General features: G+C 64.1%; 17 protein-coding genes. 10 read left to right on the top strand and 7 right to left on the bottom strand.

Annotation, left to right across the window (positions count from 1 at the left end; all coding sequences use genetic code 11):
- Window positions 1–268: 268 nt before the first annotated feature.
- Genes ACP7B7_RS20590 through ACP7B7_RS20615 form a run of 6 tightly spaced genes read right to left on the bottom strand, consistent with a single transcriptional unit; the run spans window position 269 to window position 10,309 of the window.
- On the bottom strand, window positions 269–1,024 hold the full coding sequence (locus ACP7B7_RS20590; RefSeq protein WP_426077907.1) for a YfaP family protein: 756 nt from the start codon (window positions 1,022–1,024) through the stop codon (window positions 269–271).
- 1 nt (window position 1,025) lies between these two features.
- Entirely contained in the window at window positions 1,026–1,823 is a 798-nt protein-coding gene (locus ACP7B7_RS20595) for a YfaP family protein (RefSeq protein ID WP_426077908.1), read from the bottom strand.
- The gene (locus ACP7B7_RS20600; protein ID WP_426077909.1) at window positions 1,820–3,493 is read right to left on the bottom strand and encodes a DUF2300 domain-containing protein; all 1,674 of its coding nucleotides are present in this window, start codon (window positions 3,491–3,493) and stop codon (window positions 1,820–1,822) included. Before ACP7B7_RS20600 ends, ACP7B7_RS20595 begins: the two co-directional genes overlap by 4 nt.
- Window positions 3,493–8,031, bottom strand: a complete 4,539-nt coding sequence (locus ACP7B7_RS20605) for an alpha-2-macroglobulin family protein (protein WP_426077910.1) — start codon at window positions 8,029–8,031, stop codon at window positions 3,493–3,495. The genes ACP7B7_RS20600 and ACP7B7_RS20605 overlap by 1 nt, the downstream gene beginning before the upstream one ends.
- Window positions 8,028–8,702, bottom strand: coding sequence for a DUF1175 family protein (locus ACP7B7_RS20610; RefSeq protein ID WP_426077911.1), 675 nt, complete (start codon window positions 8,700–8,702; stop codon window positions 8,028–8,030). Before ACP7B7_RS20610 ends, ACP7B7_RS20605 begins: the two co-directional genes overlap by 4 nt.
- Entirely contained in the window at window positions 8,699–10,309 is a 1,611-nt protein-coding gene (locus ACP7B7_RS20615; RefSeq protein WP_426077912.1) for a DUF2138 family protein, read from the bottom strand. The genes ACP7B7_RS20610 and ACP7B7_RS20615 overlap by 4 nt, the downstream gene beginning before the upstream one ends.
- Before the next feature lie 134 nt (window positions 10,310–10,443).
- Here ACP7B7_RS20615 and ACP7B7_RS20620 point away from each other — a divergent pair, with 134 nt between their 5' ends.
- The 10 genes from ACP7B7_RS20620 to ACP7B7_RS20665 all read left to right on the top strand — a co-directional run bounded on the left by ACP7B7_RS20620 (window position 10,444) and on the right by ACP7B7_RS20665 (window position 20,208).
- A complete protein-coding gene (locus ACP7B7_RS20620; protein WP_426077913.1) occupies window positions 10,444–11,955 on the top strand; it encodes a DUF4080 domain-containing protein in 1,512 nt (503 codons plus the stop codon).
- Between the two features lie 79 nt (window positions 11,956–12,034).
- Complete coding sequence (locus ACP7B7_RS20625; RefSeq protein ID WP_308922958.1) at window positions 12,035–13,168, top strand: MlaE family ABC transporter permease; 1,134 nt, start codon at window positions 12,035–12,037, stop codon at window positions 13,166–13,168.
- Window positions 13,168–14,067: an ABC transporter ATP-binding protein gene (locus tag ACP7B7_RS20630; protein ID WP_426077914.1), complete on the top strand. Its 900-nt coding sequence runs from the start codon at window positions 13,168–13,170 to the stop codon at window positions 14,065–14,067. The genes ACP7B7_RS20625 and ACP7B7_RS20630 overlap by 1 nt, the downstream gene beginning before the upstream one ends.
- On the top strand, window positions 14,067–15,026 hold the full coding sequence (locus tag ACP7B7_RS20635; protein ID WP_426077915.1) for an MlaD family protein: 960 nt from the start codon (window positions 14,067–14,069) through the stop codon (window positions 15,024–15,026). The genes ACP7B7_RS20630 and ACP7B7_RS20635 overlap by 1 nt, the downstream gene beginning before the upstream one ends.
- Window positions 15,027–15,037: 11 nt before the next feature.
- Window positions 15,038–15,661, top strand: a complete 624-nt coding sequence (locus tag ACP7B7_RS20640) for an ABC-type transport auxiliary lipoprotein family protein (RefSeq protein WP_426077916.1) — start codon at window positions 15,038–15,040, stop codon at window positions 15,659–15,661.
- Window positions 15,661–16,857, top strand: coding sequence for a VanZ family protein (locus tag ACP7B7_RS20645; protein ID WP_426077964.1), 1,197 nt, complete (start codon window positions 15,661–15,663; stop codon window positions 16,855–16,857). The genes ACP7B7_RS20640 and ACP7B7_RS20645 overlap by 1 nt, the downstream gene beginning before the upstream one ends.
- A 39-nt stretch (window positions 16,858–16,896) precedes the next feature.
- Window positions 16,897–17,214 carry a (2Fe-2S) ferredoxin domain-containing protein gene (locus ACP7B7_RS20650; protein WP_426077917.1) on the top strand — a complete coding sequence of 106 codons (318 nt, stop codon included), beginning with the start codon at window positions 16,897–16,899 and terminating at the stop codon, window positions 17,212–17,214.
- A 35-nt stretch (window positions 17,215–17,249) separates the two neighbouring features.
- Entirely contained in the window at window positions 17,250–17,903 is a 654-nt protein-coding gene (locus ACP7B7_RS20655; protein WP_308922963.1) for an alpha/beta hydrolase, read from the top strand.
- A gap of 114 nt (window positions 17,904–18,017) precedes the next feature.
- Window positions 18,018–19,163: a D-alanyl-D-alanine carboxypeptidase family protein gene (locus ACP7B7_RS20660; RefSeq protein WP_308922964.1), complete on the top strand. Its 1,146-nt coding sequence runs from the start codon at window positions 18,018–18,020 to the stop codon at window positions 19,161–19,163.
- Between the two features lie 118 nt (window positions 19,164–19,281).
- Window positions 19,282–20,208 carry an aldo/keto reductase gene (locus ACP7B7_RS20665; protein WP_308922965.1) on the top strand — a complete coding sequence of 309 codons (927 nt, stop codon included), beginning with the start codon at window positions 19,282–19,284 and terminating at the stop codon, window positions 20,206–20,208.
- On the opposite strand, the gene pssA is transcribed toward ACP7B7_RS20665, so the two are convergent.
- Window positions 20,205–20,975 (bottom strand): CDP-diacylglycerol--serine O-phosphatidyltransferase, encoded by a 771-nt coding sequence (pssA, locus tag ACP7B7_RS20670; protein ID WP_308925829.1) that lies wholly within the window; start codon window positions 20,973–20,975, stop codon window positions 20,205–20,207. The genes ACP7B7_RS20665 and pssA overlap by 4 nt on opposite strands.
- Window positions 20,976–21,180: the final 205 nt, after the last annotated feature.

Here is a 21,180-nt window from a genome sequence, read left to right on the forward strand (position 1 = left end):
CGTCAATCCGAAGATCAACGCTGCACTTCATCAAATGCCCACACTTATCGACTGTTAATTGTTAAAGAACGGTATTCCGTACTGCCGCATTTCTGCGATTCGCGCTATCGACAAAGCGTTGTGTCTGTCATCTGCGAAGAAGGAAGAGTATGAAGCTTTTTCAGCATTTCGTCAACCTTCTTTTTCCCCCACTTCACTCAGCATTTGCATGCGTCGTTCAGCGAGGGGGCGAATTATAGCCAAGCAAAAGCAGCTGCGCAAGGGTCATTTATGGGAGGACGAAAGATTTCACCAAGGTCAGCTCGCCGGCGGCCCGCATCGGCACCTGGAAGCTCTGCAGCTTTTCGCGCGGCGTGCCCTCATTGGTGATCACCGACAGGCGGGCCACCGTCAGCACCGAGGTGTTCTCGCCGCTGCCGTAGTAATTGACATAGACGTGATAGTTGCCCTTGACGGGGGCCGCACTGGAAAAGATTTCCGGGCCATAGCCGGTAGTCACGTCCACGTCCAGCGCGCCGCCATCTTTCAGCACGCGATTGCCGTACCAGGCATGGCCACCGTCGGGCGTGACCACGTGCAGATCGAGGTCGGTGCCGGCGCTGTCCCAGGACAGCACGATGCGCAGGCGCGCCTGGGTCTTGCCCTGGTAGCTGTCGACAAACTGGGTGCGTGCGCGGCTCCTGCCGTCCGGCGAGCGCACTTCGACGCTGTTCGAGCCACTGCCGAAGCCATACGGGCGGCCATAAGCGCCGTTCTCGCCCACTTCCATCGGCATGGCCACGCCGTTGACCACCAGCGTGGCGGGCTTGCCCTTGCCGGCGCCCGCGATGCGCCCTCGTATCTGCGCCGTCTCGCCCTGGCCCGGCTGCAGGTTGACCGAGGCGGCGGGGTAGTTGACGGCTTGCGTGTATTCTTCTTGCGCGCCGGCCGAATTGCGCCAGCCGCTTTTGGGCGCGTCGATGGTGACCTGGGCCTGCGCCCACAGCGGCAGCAACAGCAAGGAAATCGGCAGTGTTTTCATCATCTCAGTACTTGAAAGTCTTGACCAGCGTAAGCTCGCCGATACCGCGCAAGGGCACGACAAACTCCTCGCGCCGCTCGCGCGCCGTGTTTTCGTTGAACACCAGCGTGATGCGGCTGGTAATGACGGGCCGCTGGCGCGTTTTCTCGTCGAAGTGATAGCCATCGCCGCTGAAATTGCCCCAGTAATTAATCCACACCTGGTACAGCCCGCGCATCGGCGAGGTCATCATGAAGTTTTCCGGCCCCGGCCCGTCGACGGTGTCGGCGTCAAGCCCGCCACCATTGGTCAAGGTCGGATGCGACCAGAACGCATGCTGGCCATCGGGCGTGACCACATGCAGGTCGACCTCGGCCTGGCTATCGTCCCATGCGGCGATAATGCGGATCATGGGCTGCGGCCGGCTGCGGTCCGCTTCGTAAAACTGCACGCGCTTGACCGGCTTGCCATCGGGCGAGCGGATCTCGATGCTGTTCGAGCCGGAACCGAAGGAGTAGGCGCGCGCGTAGCGGCCATCGTCATCTGTATACAGCGGCGTCGGATTGCCATTGACCACCAGCTTGTGGACCGCCCGCGTTTTCCCCAGTTTTTCCAGCTCGCCCGCTATCATGCGCCGGCCACGCTGTGCGCCGCGATCGACCAGCGAATAAGGATAATTGACCGCCAGCTCATCGGACTTGTCGGTCAGTCCCGCGCGATTCCAGCCCCCAAACGGGGTGCTCATGCTCTTGTCGGCGGCCAGCGCACAAGGCGCGGCCTGCGCCAGCACGACGCCACTCAATATCAGGACGCAGTAATTCACATCGCCTCCAGGTTCAGGTCGACCAGCCGGCGCGCCAGTTGCTCGACATAGTCTTCATCCTGGCCGCGCGGATGGTTGCGCAGGCCCAGATGCAGGTATTCATGGGCCAGGGTGATGCGGTCTTCGCGCGTGGCCAGTGACCGCATGTAGATGCGGTTGCGCGACTGCTCGGAATACGGCGCGCCGCTCTGCAATGCGCACACCAGTGGCGCTTGCGGCGGCGCCTCGTAGCCGGCCTCGCGCAGCAGCACGCGCCGCCAGCGTGGCACGGACCGGGCCAGCCAGTCTTCGTTCTGCGCCAGGCGCTGGCAGCGCGCGCCGGTATTGCCAAAGGTGCTCAGCGCGCCGCCCGGGTAGGCGGCCGCCAGCAACTCGTCATAGTGCTTGCCTTGCCTGGCCTGCCGCACCGCTTCCGTCCACGCCATCGTGCCCTCGGACGGCGTGGTGCTGTGATAGCGCACGGTGACGCCATCGACGATCAATTGGTCGGTCCAGCGCGCGATCGCCAGCGCCGCCGGCGTGGCCGGGCTGGGACTGACGCGCTGGGTGGCGCTGCTGTCGGCGATCTGCTGGCAGCCGGCCACCGTCACCGCGTTCTGCTGCAGATACGTGCGCGCGGCGATCGCCAGCGCCTTGGCCGCTTCCGGCTCGCCAGCATTCGCTTCGCGGTCGAGCACGCGCGCCACATATTCATTGACGCCGAAGCGGCCGCGCAATTGGGGGCGGCCACCCTTGTCCTGTACCAGCATCAGTTCGCCGCTGCTGCGCAAGGCCAGGTTCTGGCCATTTTCAAAGCGCACATGGTAGCGGCCATTGAGCGGCCCGGGTGCGGCAATACCGCGCTCGCCACGCACGGCGCGGATAGGATAGCGCTGGAAGTAATCGACCACCACGCAGCCGCCATCGTCGGCCGCGCCCACCGGCGGCAAGCTGGCGGCCAGTCTGGGCGCCCACTGTTCGAACACATTGCTGCTGCCGCCCGCGCCGCCAAACCAGATCGGCGTGCCGTCGGCCAGCCAGCCGGCCGCGCCGCCGATGCGGCCACTCGCCTGATGCCAGGAATAGGTCTTGACGCGCAGTTGGCTGCCGAACCAGCGCGCCGTACCTGCACCGCGTCCATCGAGCACCACCCGCAGCAGCGCCGCTTCGGCGTCCTGGCGGCTGGCGGCCGGGATGCTGCCCAGCGCCCGCAGCAGGCTGTCCAGGCGCACCGTGCGCTTTGGTACCAGCTGGGCCGGATCCGCCAGCCAGGCAAAGTCGCCCGCGGGCGCACCACCCAGGCGGCCGGTCCAGTATTTGCGCCACGGCGCGGCGGTGATCATCAGGCGCTTGGGCGAGAAAAACAGGCCGCAGGACTGCGCCAGCGCCGCGTCGTGGCCTATGCTCTGGCCCGCGTCGCAGCAATACACTTCTTCCGGATCACGGCCGCCGCAGCGGTAGTCCGGCATCGCCACCTTGCTGTCGCTGGCGTAGACATACACGAACAGCTTCCACAGGCTGGCCAGCGGCACCTGCCGCGCGCCGTCGAACGGCGGCGGCGCGGCGCCGCCCTGGCGCAGCTGGCGCACTTCCAGCTTGCCGTCGCGCCACCAGGCCATATCCAGCGAAGCCGCCCACGCAGGCGCGGCCAGCAAGGTGGCAAGCATCAAGGCTGGACGTGCAAAGCGCATCACTCGACCTTCAGCGCGCGCGTGGACTTGCCGCCGCCCTCGAAGGCCTTCTGCTCCGGCTGGTACATGCGGTAAAAGCGCGCCGGCGGCAGCACATAACTGCCCTTCTGCGCAAAGCGGATCAGATGGCGCACGGTGACGTCGCCTTCCAACGGCTCGACCGGCACGGCATAGCCATCGCGCCGTTCGGTGTGGCGCGCGCGTTCCAGCGCCACCGGCTTGTCGCCCGCCATCACCATGCCCCAGGTGGTGGACTCGACCATCGCGCCGGGCGGAAGCGCCACTTCCAGCAGGCCAAAGCGGTGTTTCGTGCCCGGCGCCGCTTTCAGGGTGATTTCATCGAGATACAGCGCGTCCGTGCTCAGTGCTTCACCCGGCTTGACCAGCTCTGTCGTATAGCCGCCCTTGCCCGCCTTCATACGCAGGATGCGCCGCTCGACGGTGACCGGCAATGTCTGCGTTTCGGCGGCGTGGCTGTCGTACTGCACCACGGCCACCGTGCCCGCCGGCGCCGGCGTCGAGGCCGAGAGACGCAATTTATCAGGCACTGCCTTGGCGTCCGTCCAGCGCCACACCGCTTGCCCACTGCGGCTGTCGCGTTTCTGCCATGCGCCGTCCAGCGTGACGGCCGGCCCCTTGCCGAATGCTACGCCGCCCAGTTTCTTCTGCACCCACATCAAGGTCATCGCGCGGTCCAGGGTCGGCATCTCGGCGCGCACGCTGGCCAGCACCGCCTCGGCCTGGGTCGCAGGCACTTCGCCGGCCAGCATCAGCAAGGCCTGCGCCACCGGCGCTTTCGACTCGCGCAAGACCTGCCAGGCGCTGGCCACTTGCAGCTGCAGCGAGTGCGGCAAGGCGATGCCGTTCTGCGCGGCGACCAGCGCCACCAGGCCCAGGCTCATCGCCTGCGCTTCGCGGTCAGCGGCGCCGCCCAGCAGCAGGCTGCCGCTGTCGCCAGGCTGGCGCGGCTTGCCGCCCAGGGTGGCAATCGCGCTGTCGTCGACCAGGCCCGAGGCCAGCGTCTGCGTCGGCAAACCCATCTCGTGCGCCATCCACAGCACCAGCGCGCGGTCGCCCAGCGGGTCCTTCAAGCCGCTTTCGCTGTAGACCGCCAGCAGCTTGTTCCAGTGCTCGGCCGGCAGCTCGATGCGCAGCGCGCGCGAGGCGTACCAGTCGGCGTAATAGGCGTAAGCCGTCATCAGCGCATTGCCGGCGGTGGCATTGCCCCACCAGCCGAAGACGGCTTTCGGGCCGGCCATCGACACCAGCCGCAAACGCTGCGCGGTCAGGGTCGCCTGCAGGCGCTCGTATGGCGCGCCGGCGTCCGGGCCCAGGCTTTGGGTGGCCAGCGCCAGCGGAATCAGGCGGCTGGCCGTCTGCTCGACGCAGCCATACGGGTAATCGATCAGGTCGTCGGCGATGCGCGCGAACTGGCTGGCCGCTCCCTGCGCAAACGCCACGCGGATATTTCGCGCGTCGGCCGGCAGCTTGAGCGCCAGTTCACCTGTGGCGCCATCCAACGGCAGCACCAGCGAGCGCGGGCTGCTCCAGGCGGCGGGCAGGGTTTGCATGGCCGTGTCCAGCGCATCGACCACTTTGCCGTTCTGCTTCAGCTCCAGGCGCAGCGGTCCGCTGCCTGCGGCAAGCGGGAATTCGACATAGTTGACGCCCGGTTTGGCCGACAGTTTTTCCGTTTTTGGCTGCGCGCCGCCTGTCAAAGTGACGTCCAGCGCCTGCTCCTTGCCGGTCTGGTTGAACACCGCCACCGAGGCGCGCGGCGCGTCGCCGGCGCGCATCCAGTCGGGCGCGGTCCATTTGGCATAGAAGTTTTTATCGGAACGCAGATAGCCGGTGCGCTGGCCCACGCGCCCCTGGTCATCCATCGCGCGGCCGGTAATCCGCCAGCGGGTCAGCGCATCAGGCATGGTGAAACTCACGCGCGCATTGCCATTCGCGTCGGTTTTCAGCGACGGCGCCCAGTAGGCGGTATCGATATTGTCGCGGCGCGGACGTTCCAGCACCTTCACGCCACGCTCGTTGTAATTGTGGCGGGCCGGTGCGCCGGCGGTGCGGCCCTGCGCCATGTCGTAGCTGATAAAGGACAGGCTGGCCGTGGTGCGCACATTGTTGCGGCGCGGATGGTAGAAGAAGTCGCCGATTTCGGGCGCGATTTCCGGCTGCAGCACATAGATCATTTCATCGACCACGCCCAGCGCCACCATGGTGCTCAAAGGCTTGCCGTCCAGGGTCGCCTTGACGTCCAGCGTGACTTTTTCGCCGGGCTGGTAGACTTCCTTGTCCGCCTTGAATTGGAGCGCGATGCGCGGCTCGATTACCTGCAGGCCTGCGTTCTCGAACACGAAGTCGCCATTGCGCGTGTAGGCCACCGAGAACGTCATGTTCGGGCCATGTTCCTCCTTGACGGGTATGCGCACGCGCCACTGGCGCGGCGCCACGCGCTTTGCCTGGTACCAGTCGGCGGCGCCGGCCATCAAGCCATATTGCTCCACCTTGTCGCGCTCCAGGGTAAACAGCGCCTGGTCGACCTTGTCGGAAAACGTGATCAGGGCTTCGGCGGTGTCGCCGGGACGATAGCGGGCGCGGTCCAGCACGATCTCGATGCTGCCCGGCGTGGTCTGCACGCCGTCGCCCGAGACCCAGTGGCTGGCTGCCGCCAGCAGGTTGCCGCGCTCGTCGCGCAGCGCCAGCTGATACGAACCCGATGCGGGGAATGTCACGTCCCAGCCCTTGGCGTTCGGATCGAAAGCGCCGTCGGTCTTCGTCTGTTTCTCCAGCTGTACCATTTCCCAGCGCACCGGCCTGGCCGCGCCCTGGCCGTCTGCCAGCAAATCAAAATGCACGGCTTGGCCCGGATCGGAAAACTGGCGCGTGGCTTTCAACTGATAAGTGGTGATCGAGCGTTCGATCATCAGCTCGCGCGTCGCCTTGACGCGGTAGGCCGCGCCATCGGTCGCCAGCACCGTCAATATATAGCGCGATGGATCGGTGGCGGCCGGCAAAGTGAAATCCAGATTGCCGCTGCCATCGCTGACGACTTCCTCGGTTTTCAAGGCCACCGGGAACAGGCCACTGTAGCGCAGCTCGCCTTCGACCATGGTGTTTTGCTGGCTGCGCAGCGAAAGGGTCATCTTCGCGTTTTTCACCGGCTTGCCATCCGGGTAGCGCAGCGCGATGCTGCCCTTGACCGCCTCGCCTGTCTTGAATTCGGGTTTCGATGGCTGGACATTGATTTCAAAGTGCGGCTTGACATACTCGGCCACGCGGAAGGCCGCGCCATACACGCCATCCTTGTAATTGAAGCGCAGCTCATAGCCGCCGGCGGTGGCTTCCCTGGGCAGGCGGAAGCGCGTTTCGGCACCCGTGTCGCCAGACAGCTGCAGCGTTTGCGTCAGCAGCGGCGTGCCGTTCGGATTGAGCACGCTCAAGCTGATGGGCGCCGCGGCGGCGGCCTGCGAGTTGCGCGCCGAGGTAAATTCGCGGCCCAGAAACTTCACGTTGACTTCGTCGCCGGGGCGGTACAGGGGCCGGTCGGTGACGGCATAGATCTTGGTGTTGTAGATCTCGCTGTCATAGTAAAAATTCTCGGACACGAACACGCCGCCGGCGCGGTCCTGGCCCAGCACATAGGTGTGTTCCGGGCTGCCGCGCTCGAGCGAGGCCACGCCGTCGGCGCCGGTGGTGGCCGACTGCAGCACGCCGGTGCCGTCGGTCCACGCCACGCTGGCGCCGGCCACGGCGGCGCTGTTGTCGCGCCGCGCGGTCCAGACCAGCATCTGGCCGGACGAAACCTTGGTCACCGCCACCGTATCCGACACGAACACCAGGGTGGTGGCGCGGTGCTCGCCGATGATCGCTTCGATCAGGTACAGGCCCGGCTTGCGTTTGCCGAGCGGGATCATCACATTGCCGGCGCCGGCGACGATGAATTCGCTGCTGGAGCCATCGAGCTTCACGCCTTTCGGCGGTTCGATCGCCTTGGCCTGCCACAGCGGATAGCGGAAGCTGTCGACCAGCTCCATGCCCTTGATCGGCTTGTACTGCGGATGGTTGGCGAACACGGTGCGCCGGCGGATCGCGTCATTGGTCGCCAGTTGCGGCTGTTCCTTCGTGACCGCGAGACGCGCGTCGCCCGAAAACAGCTTGCGCCAGGCCAGGCGCGACTGCTTCCACCAGCTGTCCCACAAAAAGCTCAAGGTGTTGGCCAGGCCTTCGCCCTGGTAATTGCCTTCGACCTGGATGCGGTGCAGATTGCGCTGCTTCTTCAAAAACTCCATCGGTTCGGGCACGCGGTAGACGACGATGTCGGCGCCCGAATACGCTTCCAGGTTCATGCGCCCCATGTCGCGGCCCGGCACTTCCAGGCGCACGCGCGCCTCGTCGACGCTGCCGTAGCTGGCGTCCGACAGCAGGAAGAACGGCTCGCCCTTGAAGGTCGTGTAATTGCTTGGCTGGCGTTCCTGCGCCGAGGCGCCAGCCATCAGCACGAACGCCAGCAAACTCGCAAAAAGCAGCTTCATGATAAAAACGCCAGCCGGTATACCCCGGCGAAATTCGGATTGTTGGGCACAGGTTGCCACCGGGTGTCCTTCCAGGTCGTGAGTTGTTTGATATCGACGGTCCGCAGACCATTGTCGTCGGGGGTGACGGTGCCGGTGTGGTAGGCGATACGCGCCCCCATCCAGACCATCAGATGTTGTTCGTCGCCCTGGTCGAAAAACAGCAAGTCGCCGGGCAGTGCCTGGCTGATCTCGCGGGCGATAAAACGGCTGTTGTGCTGCACCAGCGCCAGCGCCGTGACAAAGTGGCCAACGGTGCCGCCCGTCTGCACCCAGCGGTTGCGCAGCGCGGCCTGGTGTGCGTCCAGCTCCAGTTCGGGCGGCAGGCGCCGGTCGCTGGCGATGCCGTTCGCGTGCAGCCACTTCGCATCATGCACGGTGAGCGCTTCATTGACGGCAAAGCGCACCAGGCCGGCGCAGTCGCGGTGGATCCAGCGCGGCGACGGTCCCCGTTCGATCTGGGCATTCACGATGCGCAGCATCCAGGCCTGGAAGGCGCGGCTTTGCGCTTGCGACAGCCGCACCTGCTCCTCAACCGGTTCGCGCAGAGCCCAAGCCGCGGGTGCGGCCACCATGGCGGCGCACCCGGCGAGCGAGCGCAAGGCGACGCGGCGCGCATTCACCACCGTCATCGCACCGTCTCCTGCCATTCCAGCGGTGCCCATGCGGTGCCACTGGCCGGCGGCTGTTTGAGCACCATGCGTAGCGGCGGGTATTTTTTCAGCGCGTCCAGGCGCGGCACCAGGTGTTCATTGGCGGCCGCGCGCAGGACCGGTTCGTTATTCGCCGGCAGCGTATCGAAGGCCTCGAACTGGATCAGTTTTGCCAGCGAGGCCGGCGCGATCAGGCCGACCGTGCGGGCGCCATCGGGCAGCAGGTCGCTGGCGGCCGGCGCCTGCTTGCGGCGCACCGCCAGCACCTGGTCGACCAGCTTGGCGTCGGCCGAGAAAACGACGGTATTGCCGGCGACGGCCAGCGCCGCGGTGGCCGGCCCCAGGCCCGTGGCAATGGTGCGCTCCCACCGGATGGCGCCATCCTTGCCCGCAGTCTTGCGCACCGGGTCCTTGCCGCCGATGGCCGCTTCGAACAGGCTGGCATACAGAGCCTCGTCGCCGGCCTGCGGCTTGCGGGTGGCGACAAACACCGGCGTATGCAGCCGCGAATTGCCATACCAGCAGGCGGCGGCGGGGCCTTGCAGGTGCTCGGCCAGCGGCGCCACCGGTTCCGGGGTCTTGCTGCCGAGGCGCTTCAACACCGGGGCCAGGGCGGTCCAGTCGACCGGCACGCTGAAGCAGGCGCTGGGAGCATGCGGCAGCACCGGCCACAGGGCGCTGCTGTCGTAGCCACCATCTTTTTTCAGTTTGTCGGCATTGAGCAGCACCTTCGACTGCCAGGCGCCTTGTTGAAAATCGAAGCGCAGCGCCTCCAGCGCACCAAAAAAGGGCTGGTAGCCGAACGATAAAAAGTCCGCCTTGACGGCGATGCTGTGGCCCTCGGGCGCGGCATTATCGAGATGGAATTGCGGATGAAACACGTTCTGCTTGTCCGCATCTTTCGCCAGCAGGCTGACGACGGTTTTCTCGGCCGTGCCGTCGCCGTCCTTGCCTTCGCTGCCGCCATACAGCATGCCGGGATGCGACAGGATCACCAGGCGCTGGCCGTGAGCGGCGAACAGCAAGGTGCGCTGCCAGGCGTAATTGAGTGCGTAGACGGGCACGGTGTCGCCATCGACGCGCAGGCTGCCGGCCACGCTCATCTGCGTGTCCTTCAAGGCCACCTTGCCCGCTTCTTCCAGGATGCGCGTGAGCTGGTTGCGCGAGACGGCGATGGCAAAATGCTTGAGCGAGCCGTCGGCATCGCGCCACAAGGCCACTTCGGCCGGCTGGTCCAGCACCATGCGCAGCAGCTGGTCGCCCCAGCCCAGTTGATGTTCATAGGCGATGCGGCGCAGGCTGCCCTTCAGGCCCAGCCGGTCTTCGCTCTGCTCGTAGTAGAACAGGAATTCCTCGCGCAGCACGTCGCGCGCCAGCGGCACCGTCAGCAGGTCGCGCGGCAGGGTCGACAGGCTTTTGGTGCGCACCAGCGCATCGGGCCTGGACAAGTCGAGCTTGAGGCTGTTGACCGGCCCCATCGCGCCCCAGCCAAACGCCCGGTAGCCGACCAGCGCGGCCGCCACCACCGCCACCCCGGCCAGTGATCCGAACAGGACTTTTTTACTGAAACCTTTTTTCGCCAGCACCGTGTATCCCCTCTACCCTGCCGTAGCATTGCCAAGTTGGTAATTATTGATAAATGGTAACATGGCATTTACGCCCGCAGCGCACCGCTGACACGACAGGTAAAATAGCGGTTTCGCCGATCCCAGCTGCCGCCATGACCATCCTGCTTTCCACCCTGAACGCCCGCTACACCCACGCTTCGCTGGGCTTGCGCTACCTGCTGGCCAACATGGGGCCGCTGCAGGCGCAGACGCGGCTGCAGGAATTCGTGATCGGCGCGAAAACCACGGAACTGGTCGAACGCATCCTCGTCAACAAGCCGCGCATCATCGGTTTTGGCGTGTATATCTGGAACGTCGAGGAAACCACCAAGCTGGTGGCCATGCTCAAGCGCGTGGCGCCCGAGGTGATCATCGTGCTCGGTGGCCCCGAGGTATCGCACGAGGCGGGCGAGCAGGAGATCGTCAGGCTGGCCGACTATCTGATCACGGGCTGGGGCGACGTCACCTTCCCCAAGCTGTGCGGCGAGATCCTCAACGGCCCGAAACCCATCATGAAGATCCATGCCGGCGTGCAGGCGCCGCTGGCCGAACTGCAAACGCCGTATTCCTTGTATACAGACGACGACATCAAGCACCGCACCTTGTACGTGGAAGCGTCGCGCGGCTGCCCGTTCAAGTGCGAGTTCTGCCTGTCCGCTCTGGACAAGACGGCCTGGCCGTTCGCGCTCGACAATTTCCTGGCCGAGATGGAGTCGCTGCATGCGCGCGGCGCGCGGCTGTTCAAGTTCGTCGACCGCACTTTCAATCTGAATATCAAGACCAGCCTGAAGATCATGCAGTTCTTCCTCGATAAAATCGAAGCGAATCCGGACGATGCTATCTATGCCCACTTCGAGCTGGTACCCGACCACCTGCCCGATGCACTGAAAGAGGGCATCAGCAAGTTCCCACCGGGCGCGCTGCAGTTCGAGATCGGCATCCAGAGCTTCAATCCCGAGGTACAAGCCTTGGTCAGCCGCCGGCAGGACAATCAAAAGGCGGCCGACAATATCCGCTGGCTGTGCGAGGAATCGAACGCCCACCTGCACGTCGACCTGATCGCCGGACTGCCGGGCGAAGATGAAGCCAGCTTTGCGGCCGGCTTCAATAAACTGGTGGCCTTGAAGCCGCATGAAATCCAGTTCGGCATCCTGAAGCGCCTGCGCGGCACGCCCATCATCCGCCATACGGAACAATTCGGCATGGTGTTCGACCCGCATCCGCCGTACACCATCCTGGCCAACAAGCACCTGGACTTCATGAGCATGCAGCGCCTGGTGCGCTTTGCCCGCTACTGGGACCTGGTGGCCAATTCGGGCCGCTTCGCCAATACGGTGCAATGGATGCTGGGCGACGCACCGTTCGAGAACTTCATGGATTTTTCCAACTGGCTGTATGCCCATACCGACGCCACCCACCGCATCGCCATGGAAAAACTGGCCAAGCTGGTGGCGCAGTGGCTGCAAACGCGCGGCATGAGCGCACTGGAAGCCAACGCACTGGTGGCCAGCGACTATGCGGGCGGTGCCAAGGCCGCACATCATGCCGCCCCCGCCGAACAGCCCAAAGCGCCTCCTTTGGCCGCCGCCCTGCCGCAGCGCCAGGCCCGCCATTTGGCGTCCTAGAGCGCGCCAGCCCACACAGCGGGGCCGCGAGAATGGAACATCTGTGGCGGTCAGGGCCATTCTCCCTTAAACTGGCGTGATGCCCACTCTACAATCGCCCCAACTGAAGCTAGCCCAAGCCGACTCCCAGCAGGGGAGCGTGGTCACTGCCAGCGGCACCTGGCAGGTGCACGCGCTGGCGCAGGACAACGCGATCAAGGCCATCAACGCCCAGCTCAAGCCGCTCAAGGATGACGCCAATGTCAGCTGGGACCTGTCTGCGATCGACAGCATGGACCATATCGGTGCCCAGCTGTTCTGGAATGCCTGGGGCAAGAGCCGTCCGGCGAAACTGACCCTGGCGCCTAGCCAGGAAGAATTTTTCAAGCGTATCGAAGAAACCGGCCCGTTGAAGACGGCGCAGTCGCGCGCCCATCGCCTGACCCTGGTCATGAAGCTGGGCATGGCGATCCTGGTGTTCTTCGAGCACCTGAAGGGTTTTATCGCCCTGATCGGCCAGGTCACGCAGGACGTGGGCCGCTTTGCGCGCCATCCGCTGCGCGGGCCGTGGCGCGAAATTTCCGCCAATATCTTCCATGCCGGCTTCCAGGCGCTCGGCATCACGGCGCTGGTGGGTTTCCTGATCGGCGTGGTGCTGTCCTATCTGTCGGCGCAGCAGCTGCGCAATTTCGGCGGCGATATCTACCTGGTCAACCTGCTGGGCATGAGCGTGATCCGCGAACTGGGGCCGCTCTTGGCGGCGATTCTGGTGGCAGGCCGCTCGGGCTCGTCGATCACGGCCCAGCTGGGCGTGATGCGCGTGACCGAAGAACTGGACGCCATGCTGGTGATGGGCATCTCGCACGGTTTCAGGTTGATCATGCCGAAAGTGCTGGCCCTGGCCATTTCCATGCCGCTGCTGGTGATCTGGACCGATACGGCGGCGCTGATCGGCGGCATGGTGGCGGCCAAGGTGGAACTGAATCTGTCGGCCCGCTACTTTATCCAGAAGCTGCCGGACGCCGTGCCGCTGGCCAACTACATGATAGGCCTGGGCAAGGGCGTGATCTTCGGCATGCTGATCGCGCTGGTGTCCTGCCACTTCGGCCTGCGCATCAAGGCCAATACGGAAAGCCTGGGACGCGGCACCACCACCGCCGTGGTCACGGCGATTACGGTGGTGATCCTGGCCGACGCCGTGTTTGCCATCGTTTTCAATGGAGTAGGCTACTGATGAGCGAAGAAAACGTCAGCTGCGGCTTGACACACAGCGACGACGGCGAGAGCAAGCTGGACTTCCACGGCGATACGCCGGTGGTCGAGATCAGCAATCTGTGGACCAAGTTCGGCCGCACCGTGGTGCACCAGGACCTGAACCTGGAGATCGAACGCGGCGAGATTCTCTCCATCGTCGGCGGCTCCGGTACCGGCAAGACGGTGCTGCTGCGCCAGATGCTGGGCCTGGAACACCCGTCGCGCGGCTGCGTCAAGGTGTTTGGCGAAGATATCAACAAGGCCGACCGCGACCATCTGCAGCAATTGCGCAACCACTGGGGCATGCTGTTCCAGCAGGGCGCGCTGTATTCGGCGCTGACCGTGTTCGACAATGTGGCCCAGCCGATGCGCGAACTGCGCGTGCTGCCCGAAGACCTGATCCACGATGCGGTGCTGCTGAAAATGAATATGGTCGGGCTGGGGCCGGAACATGCGCTCAAGATGCCGTCCGACCTGTCGGGCGGCATGATCAAGCGCGTGGCCCTGGCGCGTGCCCTGGCGCTGGAACCGAAGTTATTATTTCTCGACGAGCCCACGGCCGGCCTGGACCCGGACTTGTCGGAAAGTTTTGTCACCCTGATCCAGTCGCTGCACCGCGAACTGGGCCTGACGGTGGTGATGGTCACGCACGACCTCGACACCCTGTTCGCCCTGTCCACGCGCATCGCCGTGCTGGCCGAAAAACATGTGATCGCGCTCGGCACCACGCGCGAAGTCATCGCGGTCGATCACCCGTTCATCAAACAATTCTTCCTGGGCGACCGCGGCAAGCGCGCGCTGGCCGTCCTCGATGAAAAACAGGCCGCCGAGGCGCCGCCGGAACTCGCCCCCGGCACTGACAAGAAAGCGGAGAATTAATGGAAAACAGATCACACGCCCTGCTGACGGGCTTTTTCACGCTCACCCTGCTGGTTGCCGCCATTTTGTTCGGCGTCTGGTTCAACCGCGACCGGGTCGAACGCGTGCCCTACCTGCTGGCCACCACCCTGTCGGTGCCGGGCCTGAACCCGCAGGCGGCCGTGCGCTACCGCGGCCTGGAAGTGGGCAAGGTCGACGCGATCGACTTCGATACGCAAAAAGCCGGGCAGATCCTGGTGCATATCAGCGTCGCGCCCGACACCCCGGTCACCAATACCACCTTTGCCACCCTCGGCTACCAGGGCGTGACGGGCATCGCCTACATCCAGCTCGACGATGAAACCGTGGGCTCGAAACTGCTGGGCACGACCAAGGAAAAACCGTCGCTGATTCCGCTGCGGGCGGGCTTGCTCGATCAACTGGAAAAGCGCGGCAAGCGCATCCTCGACCAGGCAGAACAGATCACGAACAAGGTCAACAACCTGCTCAGTCCCGATAACCAGGAAGCCATGCTGGCCGCCTTCACGGAAGTGGGCAAGACGGCCAAGGCCTTCGGCGAGATTCCGAAGCAGCTGCAGCCAACCTTGCAGCAATTGCCGCAGCTGACCGATGAAACGCGCAAGAGCATCGCCGCCATCAAGGATGCGGGCGACAATGTGACGGAACTGTCGCAGACCTGGAAAAAACTGGGCACCGACCTGCAGGCGCCCGGCGGCATGCTCGACAACGTCAATGGCACGGTGGCGCGCGTCGGCCGCTCGGTGGAATCGGTGGCCAGCGGCGTCTCGCTGGAAGTGCTGCCGCAAGTCATCGAACTGAGCGGCGAAGCGCGTTCCTCGATGCGCGCCCTGAAAACCACCATGAGCACCCTGAACGAACAGCCGCAAAGCATCTTGTTCGGCAACCCCGACATTCCGCCCGGTCCGGGCGAGCCCGGCTTCTCGGCGCCGGCAAAATAAGGAGATCACCGATGCAGTTTCCCCATCCTTCGCGCACCAGCGCCGGCGTATTGACCCTGGCGGCGGCCCTGCTGCTGGGCGGCTGCGCCAGCCGTGGCCCGCTGCCGACCTTTTATGATTTCGGCCCGCCGGCCGCGCCAGTGGCGCAAACGACTTCCGCGCCGCTGCCGGTGCTGGTCATCGCCGACGCCAACGGTCCGTCGTGGCTCGATACCCAGCGCATGTATTACCGCCTGCTGTACGCCGACGCCCAGCAGTCGCGCCCGTATGCCTACAACCGCTGGAACACGCCGCCGCTGCAACTGCTGAGCCAGCGCCTGAAAACCCGCGTCGCCCAGGGCGGCGTGAAGGTCTTGTCGACCACCGACGCGGCGGCCGGCATTCCGCTGCTGCGCATCGATGTCGACGATTTCTCGCAAAACTTCGATAGCGAAAAGCAAAGCAGCGGCCAGGTCACCCTGCGCGCCTCGCTGTTCCGCGGCCACCAGTTGCTCGACCAGAAAACCTTCAGCCGCAACAGCCGCGCGGCCAGCGCCGATGCGCAAGGCGGCGCGCAGGCGCTGGCCCTGGCGTCGGACGCCGTCGCCGCCGACCTGCTGGCCTGGCTGGGCACGCTGAACATACCGAAAGAATGATGCCGGCCTCAGCCCACGACCATCCGCTGGCGGCGCCGCCGCATCCGCCTGCGCCTCGCCGCTCTTCGCCCGTCTCGCGCGCGACGCTGCTGGCCTATGTGTTCCTGATCGTCTATGCCAGCTGGTTTCCATTTACGGGCTGGCACAGCAACGGCCTGTCGCCATTGCTGTTTCTTGAAAACACCAGGATGCCCCGGTACTGGACGGGCTTTGACGTCGGCGTGAATATCGTCGGCTACATGCCGCTGGGCACCTTGATCGTGTATTCGCTGTTCCCGCGCATCACCGGCTTTTTTGCCGTGCTGATCGCCACCTTGTGCGGCATGTTTGTCTCCGGCAGCATGGAGGCGGTGCAAACCTACCTGCCCAGCCGCGTCTCGTCGAACCTCGATTTCTATACCAACTCGGCCGGCTGCTGCGTGGGCGCCATCGTCGGCGCCCTGTCGGCGCGCAAGCTGCTCGACCATAGCCATTTGCTGCGCGTGCGCCAGCGCTGGTTCGTGCAGCATGCCAGCCAGGGCCTGGTGCTGGTCGCGCTGTGGCCGCTGGCGCAGATCTATCCGCAAGGCTATCTGTTCGGCCTGGGCCAGCTGCTGCCCATCCTGTCGGACTGGCTGTCGACCCTGATGGGCATGGAGATCGACCTGGCGTCCTACCTGCGGCCCGACGCCGTGCTGACGGTGGAACAATACTGGCTATCGGAGACCATCATCACGGCCTGCGGCATGACGGGCGCCGTGCTGGCCCTGCTGTGTCTGATGCGCCGGTCGGCGCCGCGCACCGCACTGGTGGTGATCCTGATCGGTGCCGCGCTGGTGGTGCGTTCGCTGGCCAGCGCGCTGCTGTTCTCGCCGCAAAACGCCTTCGTGTGGATCACGCCGGGTGCCCAGGGCGGCTTTTTGATCGGCCTGATCATGCTGGGCGGGCTGGCTTTCGCGCCCCATGTGGCACAGCGCCGCATCGCGGTCGCCACCTTGCTGCTGAGCCTGGTTATCGTGAATACCACGCCGATCAATCCCTATTTCATGTCCACCCTGCAAGGCTGGGTACAAGGCAAGTTCCTCAACTTCAATGGCGCGGCCCAGTTCCTCGCCCTGCTGTGGCCGTTCATGGCGCTGTGGTTCCTGTGGCTGCCATCGCACAAGCTGAACCGGCAGGAAGAACTGCAGCGACATCGGCGCGAAGACCATCCATAAGCGTTATCATGGCGCATAGCCAACCGCAGGAGTACGACAATGAGCGACGCCCCCTATTTTGAACGCCACGTTTTTTTCTGCATGAACAAACGTGAAGACGGCCGCAACAGCTGCGGCGACCATGGCGCCGAAAAAGCGCAAAAACACTGCAAGCGCCGCATCAAGGACCTGAACATGAGTGGCGCCGGCAATATCCGCATCAACCAGGCCGGCTGCCTGGACCGCTGCGAAGAAGGACCGGTGCTGGTGATCTACCCGGAAGGCACCTGGTACACCTATGTCGACAACAGCGATATCGATGACATTATCGATAGCCATCTGGTGGGCGGCAAGGTTGTCGATCGCCTCAAGATTTAATACCAATTTAAGAGACAAGCGCCAACATGAGCCTCATGAACCGAAATTCCGAAAAATTCACCTTGGCCGGCCATGCGGGCAGCATGGAAGGCCTGCTGGACTTCCCGGCCGATACCCCGCGCGGCATCGCGCTGGTGGCCCATCCGCACCCGCTGTACGGCGGCACCATGGACAACAAGGTCACGCAGACCCTGGCGCGCGCCTTTGTCGCGCTCGGCTACGTGGTGGCGCGCATCAACTTTCGCGGCGTGGGCGCCTCGGAAGGCGTGCATGACCACGGCGCCGGCGAAACCGACGACATGCAACTGCTGTACGAACACATGCGCAGCCTGTATCCGGGCCTGCCGGTGGCCTTGTCCGGCTTTTCCTTCGGCACCTTCGTGCAATCGAAATTGAACGAGCGCCTGAGCGCCGCCGGCACGCCGGCCGAGCGCCTGGCGCTGATCGGCAGCGCGGCTGGAAAATGGGCGATGGCCGACATTCCGGCCGACACCATCCTGATCCACGGCGAACTGGACGACACGATCCCCCTGTCGGCCGTGTTCGACTGGGCCCGGCCACAGGATATTCCCGTAATCGTGATTCCCGGCGCCGACCACTTTTTCCACCGCAAGCTCAATCACATCAAGCAACTGGTGATCGCGCTATGGCATGGCGACAAACCCGCCAGCACGCTCGACGATGCTTGAAGTGTGGGCTTACTGCCGTTTCCGCGGCTATAATTGATCCGTTTTTTCCACGCGGCCATGTCAGCATCAGCAGCATGGCCCTCAGCCTTCACTTTTTTTCGCAGACCAGCCTCCATGAAAAAACTCCTAGCGGCACTGGCCTCCAGTGTACTTTTCCTATCCGCCGCCGTGGCCCAGACCGTTCCGGCGCCGACCATCGCCGCCAAGTCCTGGCTCCTGCTCGACGCCACCAGTGGCCAGATCATTGCCTCGCAAGATCCGGACGCGCGCATCGAACCGGCTTCGCTCACCAAGATCATGACGGCTTACCTGACGTTTGCCGCCGTGCGCGAAAAGAAACTGGCGCTGGACCAGAAAGTGAATGTCTCCGTGCGCGCCTGGAAAGTGGACGCCAGCAGCTCGAAAATGTTCATCGACCCGGCCACCCCGGTGTCGATCGACGACCTGTTGCATGGCTTGATGATTCAATCGGGTAACGACGCCGCCGTCGCGCTGGCCGAAGCCGTTGCCGGCGACGAAGGCACCTTCGTCGTGCTGATGAACCGCGAAGCGCAGCGCATGGGCCTGAAAAACACCCGTTTTGCCAATCCGCATGGCCTGCCTAGTCCCGATAACTATTCCACCGCGCAAGACTTGTCCGTGCTGGCCAAACGCGTGATCGCCGACTATCCGGAATTCTACAAAATCGATTCCGTGAAAAGTTTTACGTACAACAAGATCACCCAGCCGAACCGCAACCGCCTGCTGTGGCTGGACCCGACCGTCGACGGCATGAAAACCGGCCACACGGAAGCGGCCGGCTACTGCATGATCGCCTCGGCACGCCGCCCGGGCGGTTCCGGCGAGCGCCGTTTGATTTCCGTGGTGCTCGGCACCACCTCCGACCAGGCCCGTACGCAGGAAAGCCAGAAGCTGCTGAACTGGGGCTTCCAGAACTTCGATACCGTCAAGCTGTACTCGAAGGGCCAGGCCGTGGCCACGCCGGAAGTGTGGAAAGGCTCGAAAAGCACCGTGAAAATCGGCTTTGCCAACGACGTGCTGGTCACCGTACCGAAAGGCACGGCCGCCAAGATGAAACCGGTGCTGGAACGCAAGGACCCGCTGGTCGCGCCGCTGCCGCAGAACGCCCCGGTAGGCAAGCTGAAAATGGTGGTGGACGGCAAGACCCTGCTGGAACTGCCGGTGGTGGCGCTGGAGCCGATCACCGAAGCCTCGATCTTTGGCCGCGCCTGGGATTCGATGCGCTTGTGGCTGAAATAAGCAATAAGAGCCTATTAAGGTAGTCGCAAACAGCCCGCAGCGATGCGGGCTTTTTTTTGCCTGTTGCAAGGATATAATCCGTCAGATCAGCCCGTCGCCACTCCCAGAAAGTATGCCCATGACCCATGTTTTTCCCGCCAGCCTGCAAGCCCCGCGCAGCCGCCTCTCGCCGCATGGCCCCGAACTGTCGCGCATCGTCGCCGGCATGTGGCGCATCGGCGAATGGAACATGACGGCGCAGCAGCGCCTGGCGTTTATCGAGCAATGCCTGACGCTGGGCGTCACCAGTTTCGATCACGCCGATATCTATGGCGACTACAGCGCCGAAGGCCTGTTCGGCGAAGCGCTGGCCCTGCGGCCGGGCTTGCGCGACCAGATGGAACTGGTCAGCAAATGCGGCATCAAGCTGCTCTCGCCGCATCGCCCCGGCCATGCGATCCAGCATTACGACACCAGCGCGGCCCATATCACCGGCTCGGTCGAACAGTCCTTGCGCCAGCTGCGCACCGACCGGCTCGACCTGCTGCTGATCCACCGCCCCGATCCGCTGATGGATTTCGACGAGATCGCCGGCGCGTTCACCGCATTGAAAAACGCTGGCAAGGTGCTGCACTTCGGCGTATCGAATTTCAGCCGCCACCAGTTCGAAGCCTTGCACCGCCGCTTTCCGCTGGCGACCAACCAGGTCGAATTTTCGCCGCTGCATACGGCACCGATGTTCGATGAAACCTTTGATGGCCTGCAGGACCTGGGCGTAGCGCCGATGGCCTGGTCGCCGCTGGCCGGCGGACGATTGTTCCAGGGCGGCGACGCGAACGTGGAAAACTTGCGCAATGTGATCAAGGATATCGCCGATGAACTGCAGCGCCCGTTTGCCAGCGTGGTGTTCGCCTGGATCATGCAAGTGCCGTGCAAGCCGCTGCCGCTGACGGGCACCGGTCGCATCGAGGCGGTGGGCGTGGCCGTGGAAGGCACGCAGTTTGCTCTCAGCCGCAGCGACTGGTTTGCCATCCTGCGCGCGGCAAGAGGGCACGAGGTCGCTTAATCTATTTCGTCGACATCCGTAAATACCTGAGGCAGGGCAATCCCGCGCCAGCCCAGGTGCCAAGCCAGGTTCAGCGCCAGGGTGGCGGCGATATATACGGCAAAGAAGAAGGCAAAGAAACTGGTTTTCAGCCACACCAGCATGCCGACCGCGACGGCCACCACCAGCAGCAGGGCCAGGCTTTTCTTCTGCTTGGAGCTGGGGAAACGCAGGGTCGACACCATCAGGCTGCCCACGCCGACCAGCAGCAGCATCAGCAGATAGCTGTGCAACTGGCTGTCGATCGGGGCCGGCCAGGCCACCACCACGGCCGCCACGCAAGCGGCGCCGGCGGTGATCGGCATGCCGACAAAATACATGGGGTCGGTCTTGCCGACGTTCACATTGAAGCGCGCCAGGCGCATGGCGCCGCAAGCAACAAAAAAGAAGCTGGCCATGCCGCCAAAGCGCAGCAGCAGCGGATCATGCACGCCCATCTGCACGAAACCATAGCAATACAGCAGCACCGCCGGCGCGCAGCCGAAATTCATCACGTCGGCGATCGAATCGAGCTGCATGCCGAAGTCCGAGCCGGTGTTGGTCAGCCGCGCGACATAGCCGTCAAGCGCATCGAACACGCCCGCCAGGACCAGCAGCGCCGCCGCCAGCCGGTAGTCGGCGGGGTCGCCGGTGCCCGCGTTATCGACCGAAATGACGATGCTGGCAAAGCCGCATGCTATCGAAAGCAAAGTCACCATACTGGGCAAGGCGTACTTGGCGCGCTGCAGGCGCGACTTGGGCAAGGTGTTCAAATTATGGGCAATCCAAAAAATCGGTGAAAAAACAGTGGCATAGCGAACAAGCATTGCACCCATTCTACCCTGCGCGCGGGTTCGCACCCTAGCGTCGGCCAGCCGCACACGGCAGTAACTTCTGTGCACTCCGGGCGGCAAAAATACCTTAGAATCGATTCAAGGCGCCACCATCAACAGA

This window comes from Janthinobacterium sp. PSPC3-1 (assembly GCF_049896105.1).
Taxonomy (GTDB): Bacteria; Pseudomonadota; Gammaproteobacteria; order Burkholderiales; family Burkholderiaceae_D; genus Janthinobacterium.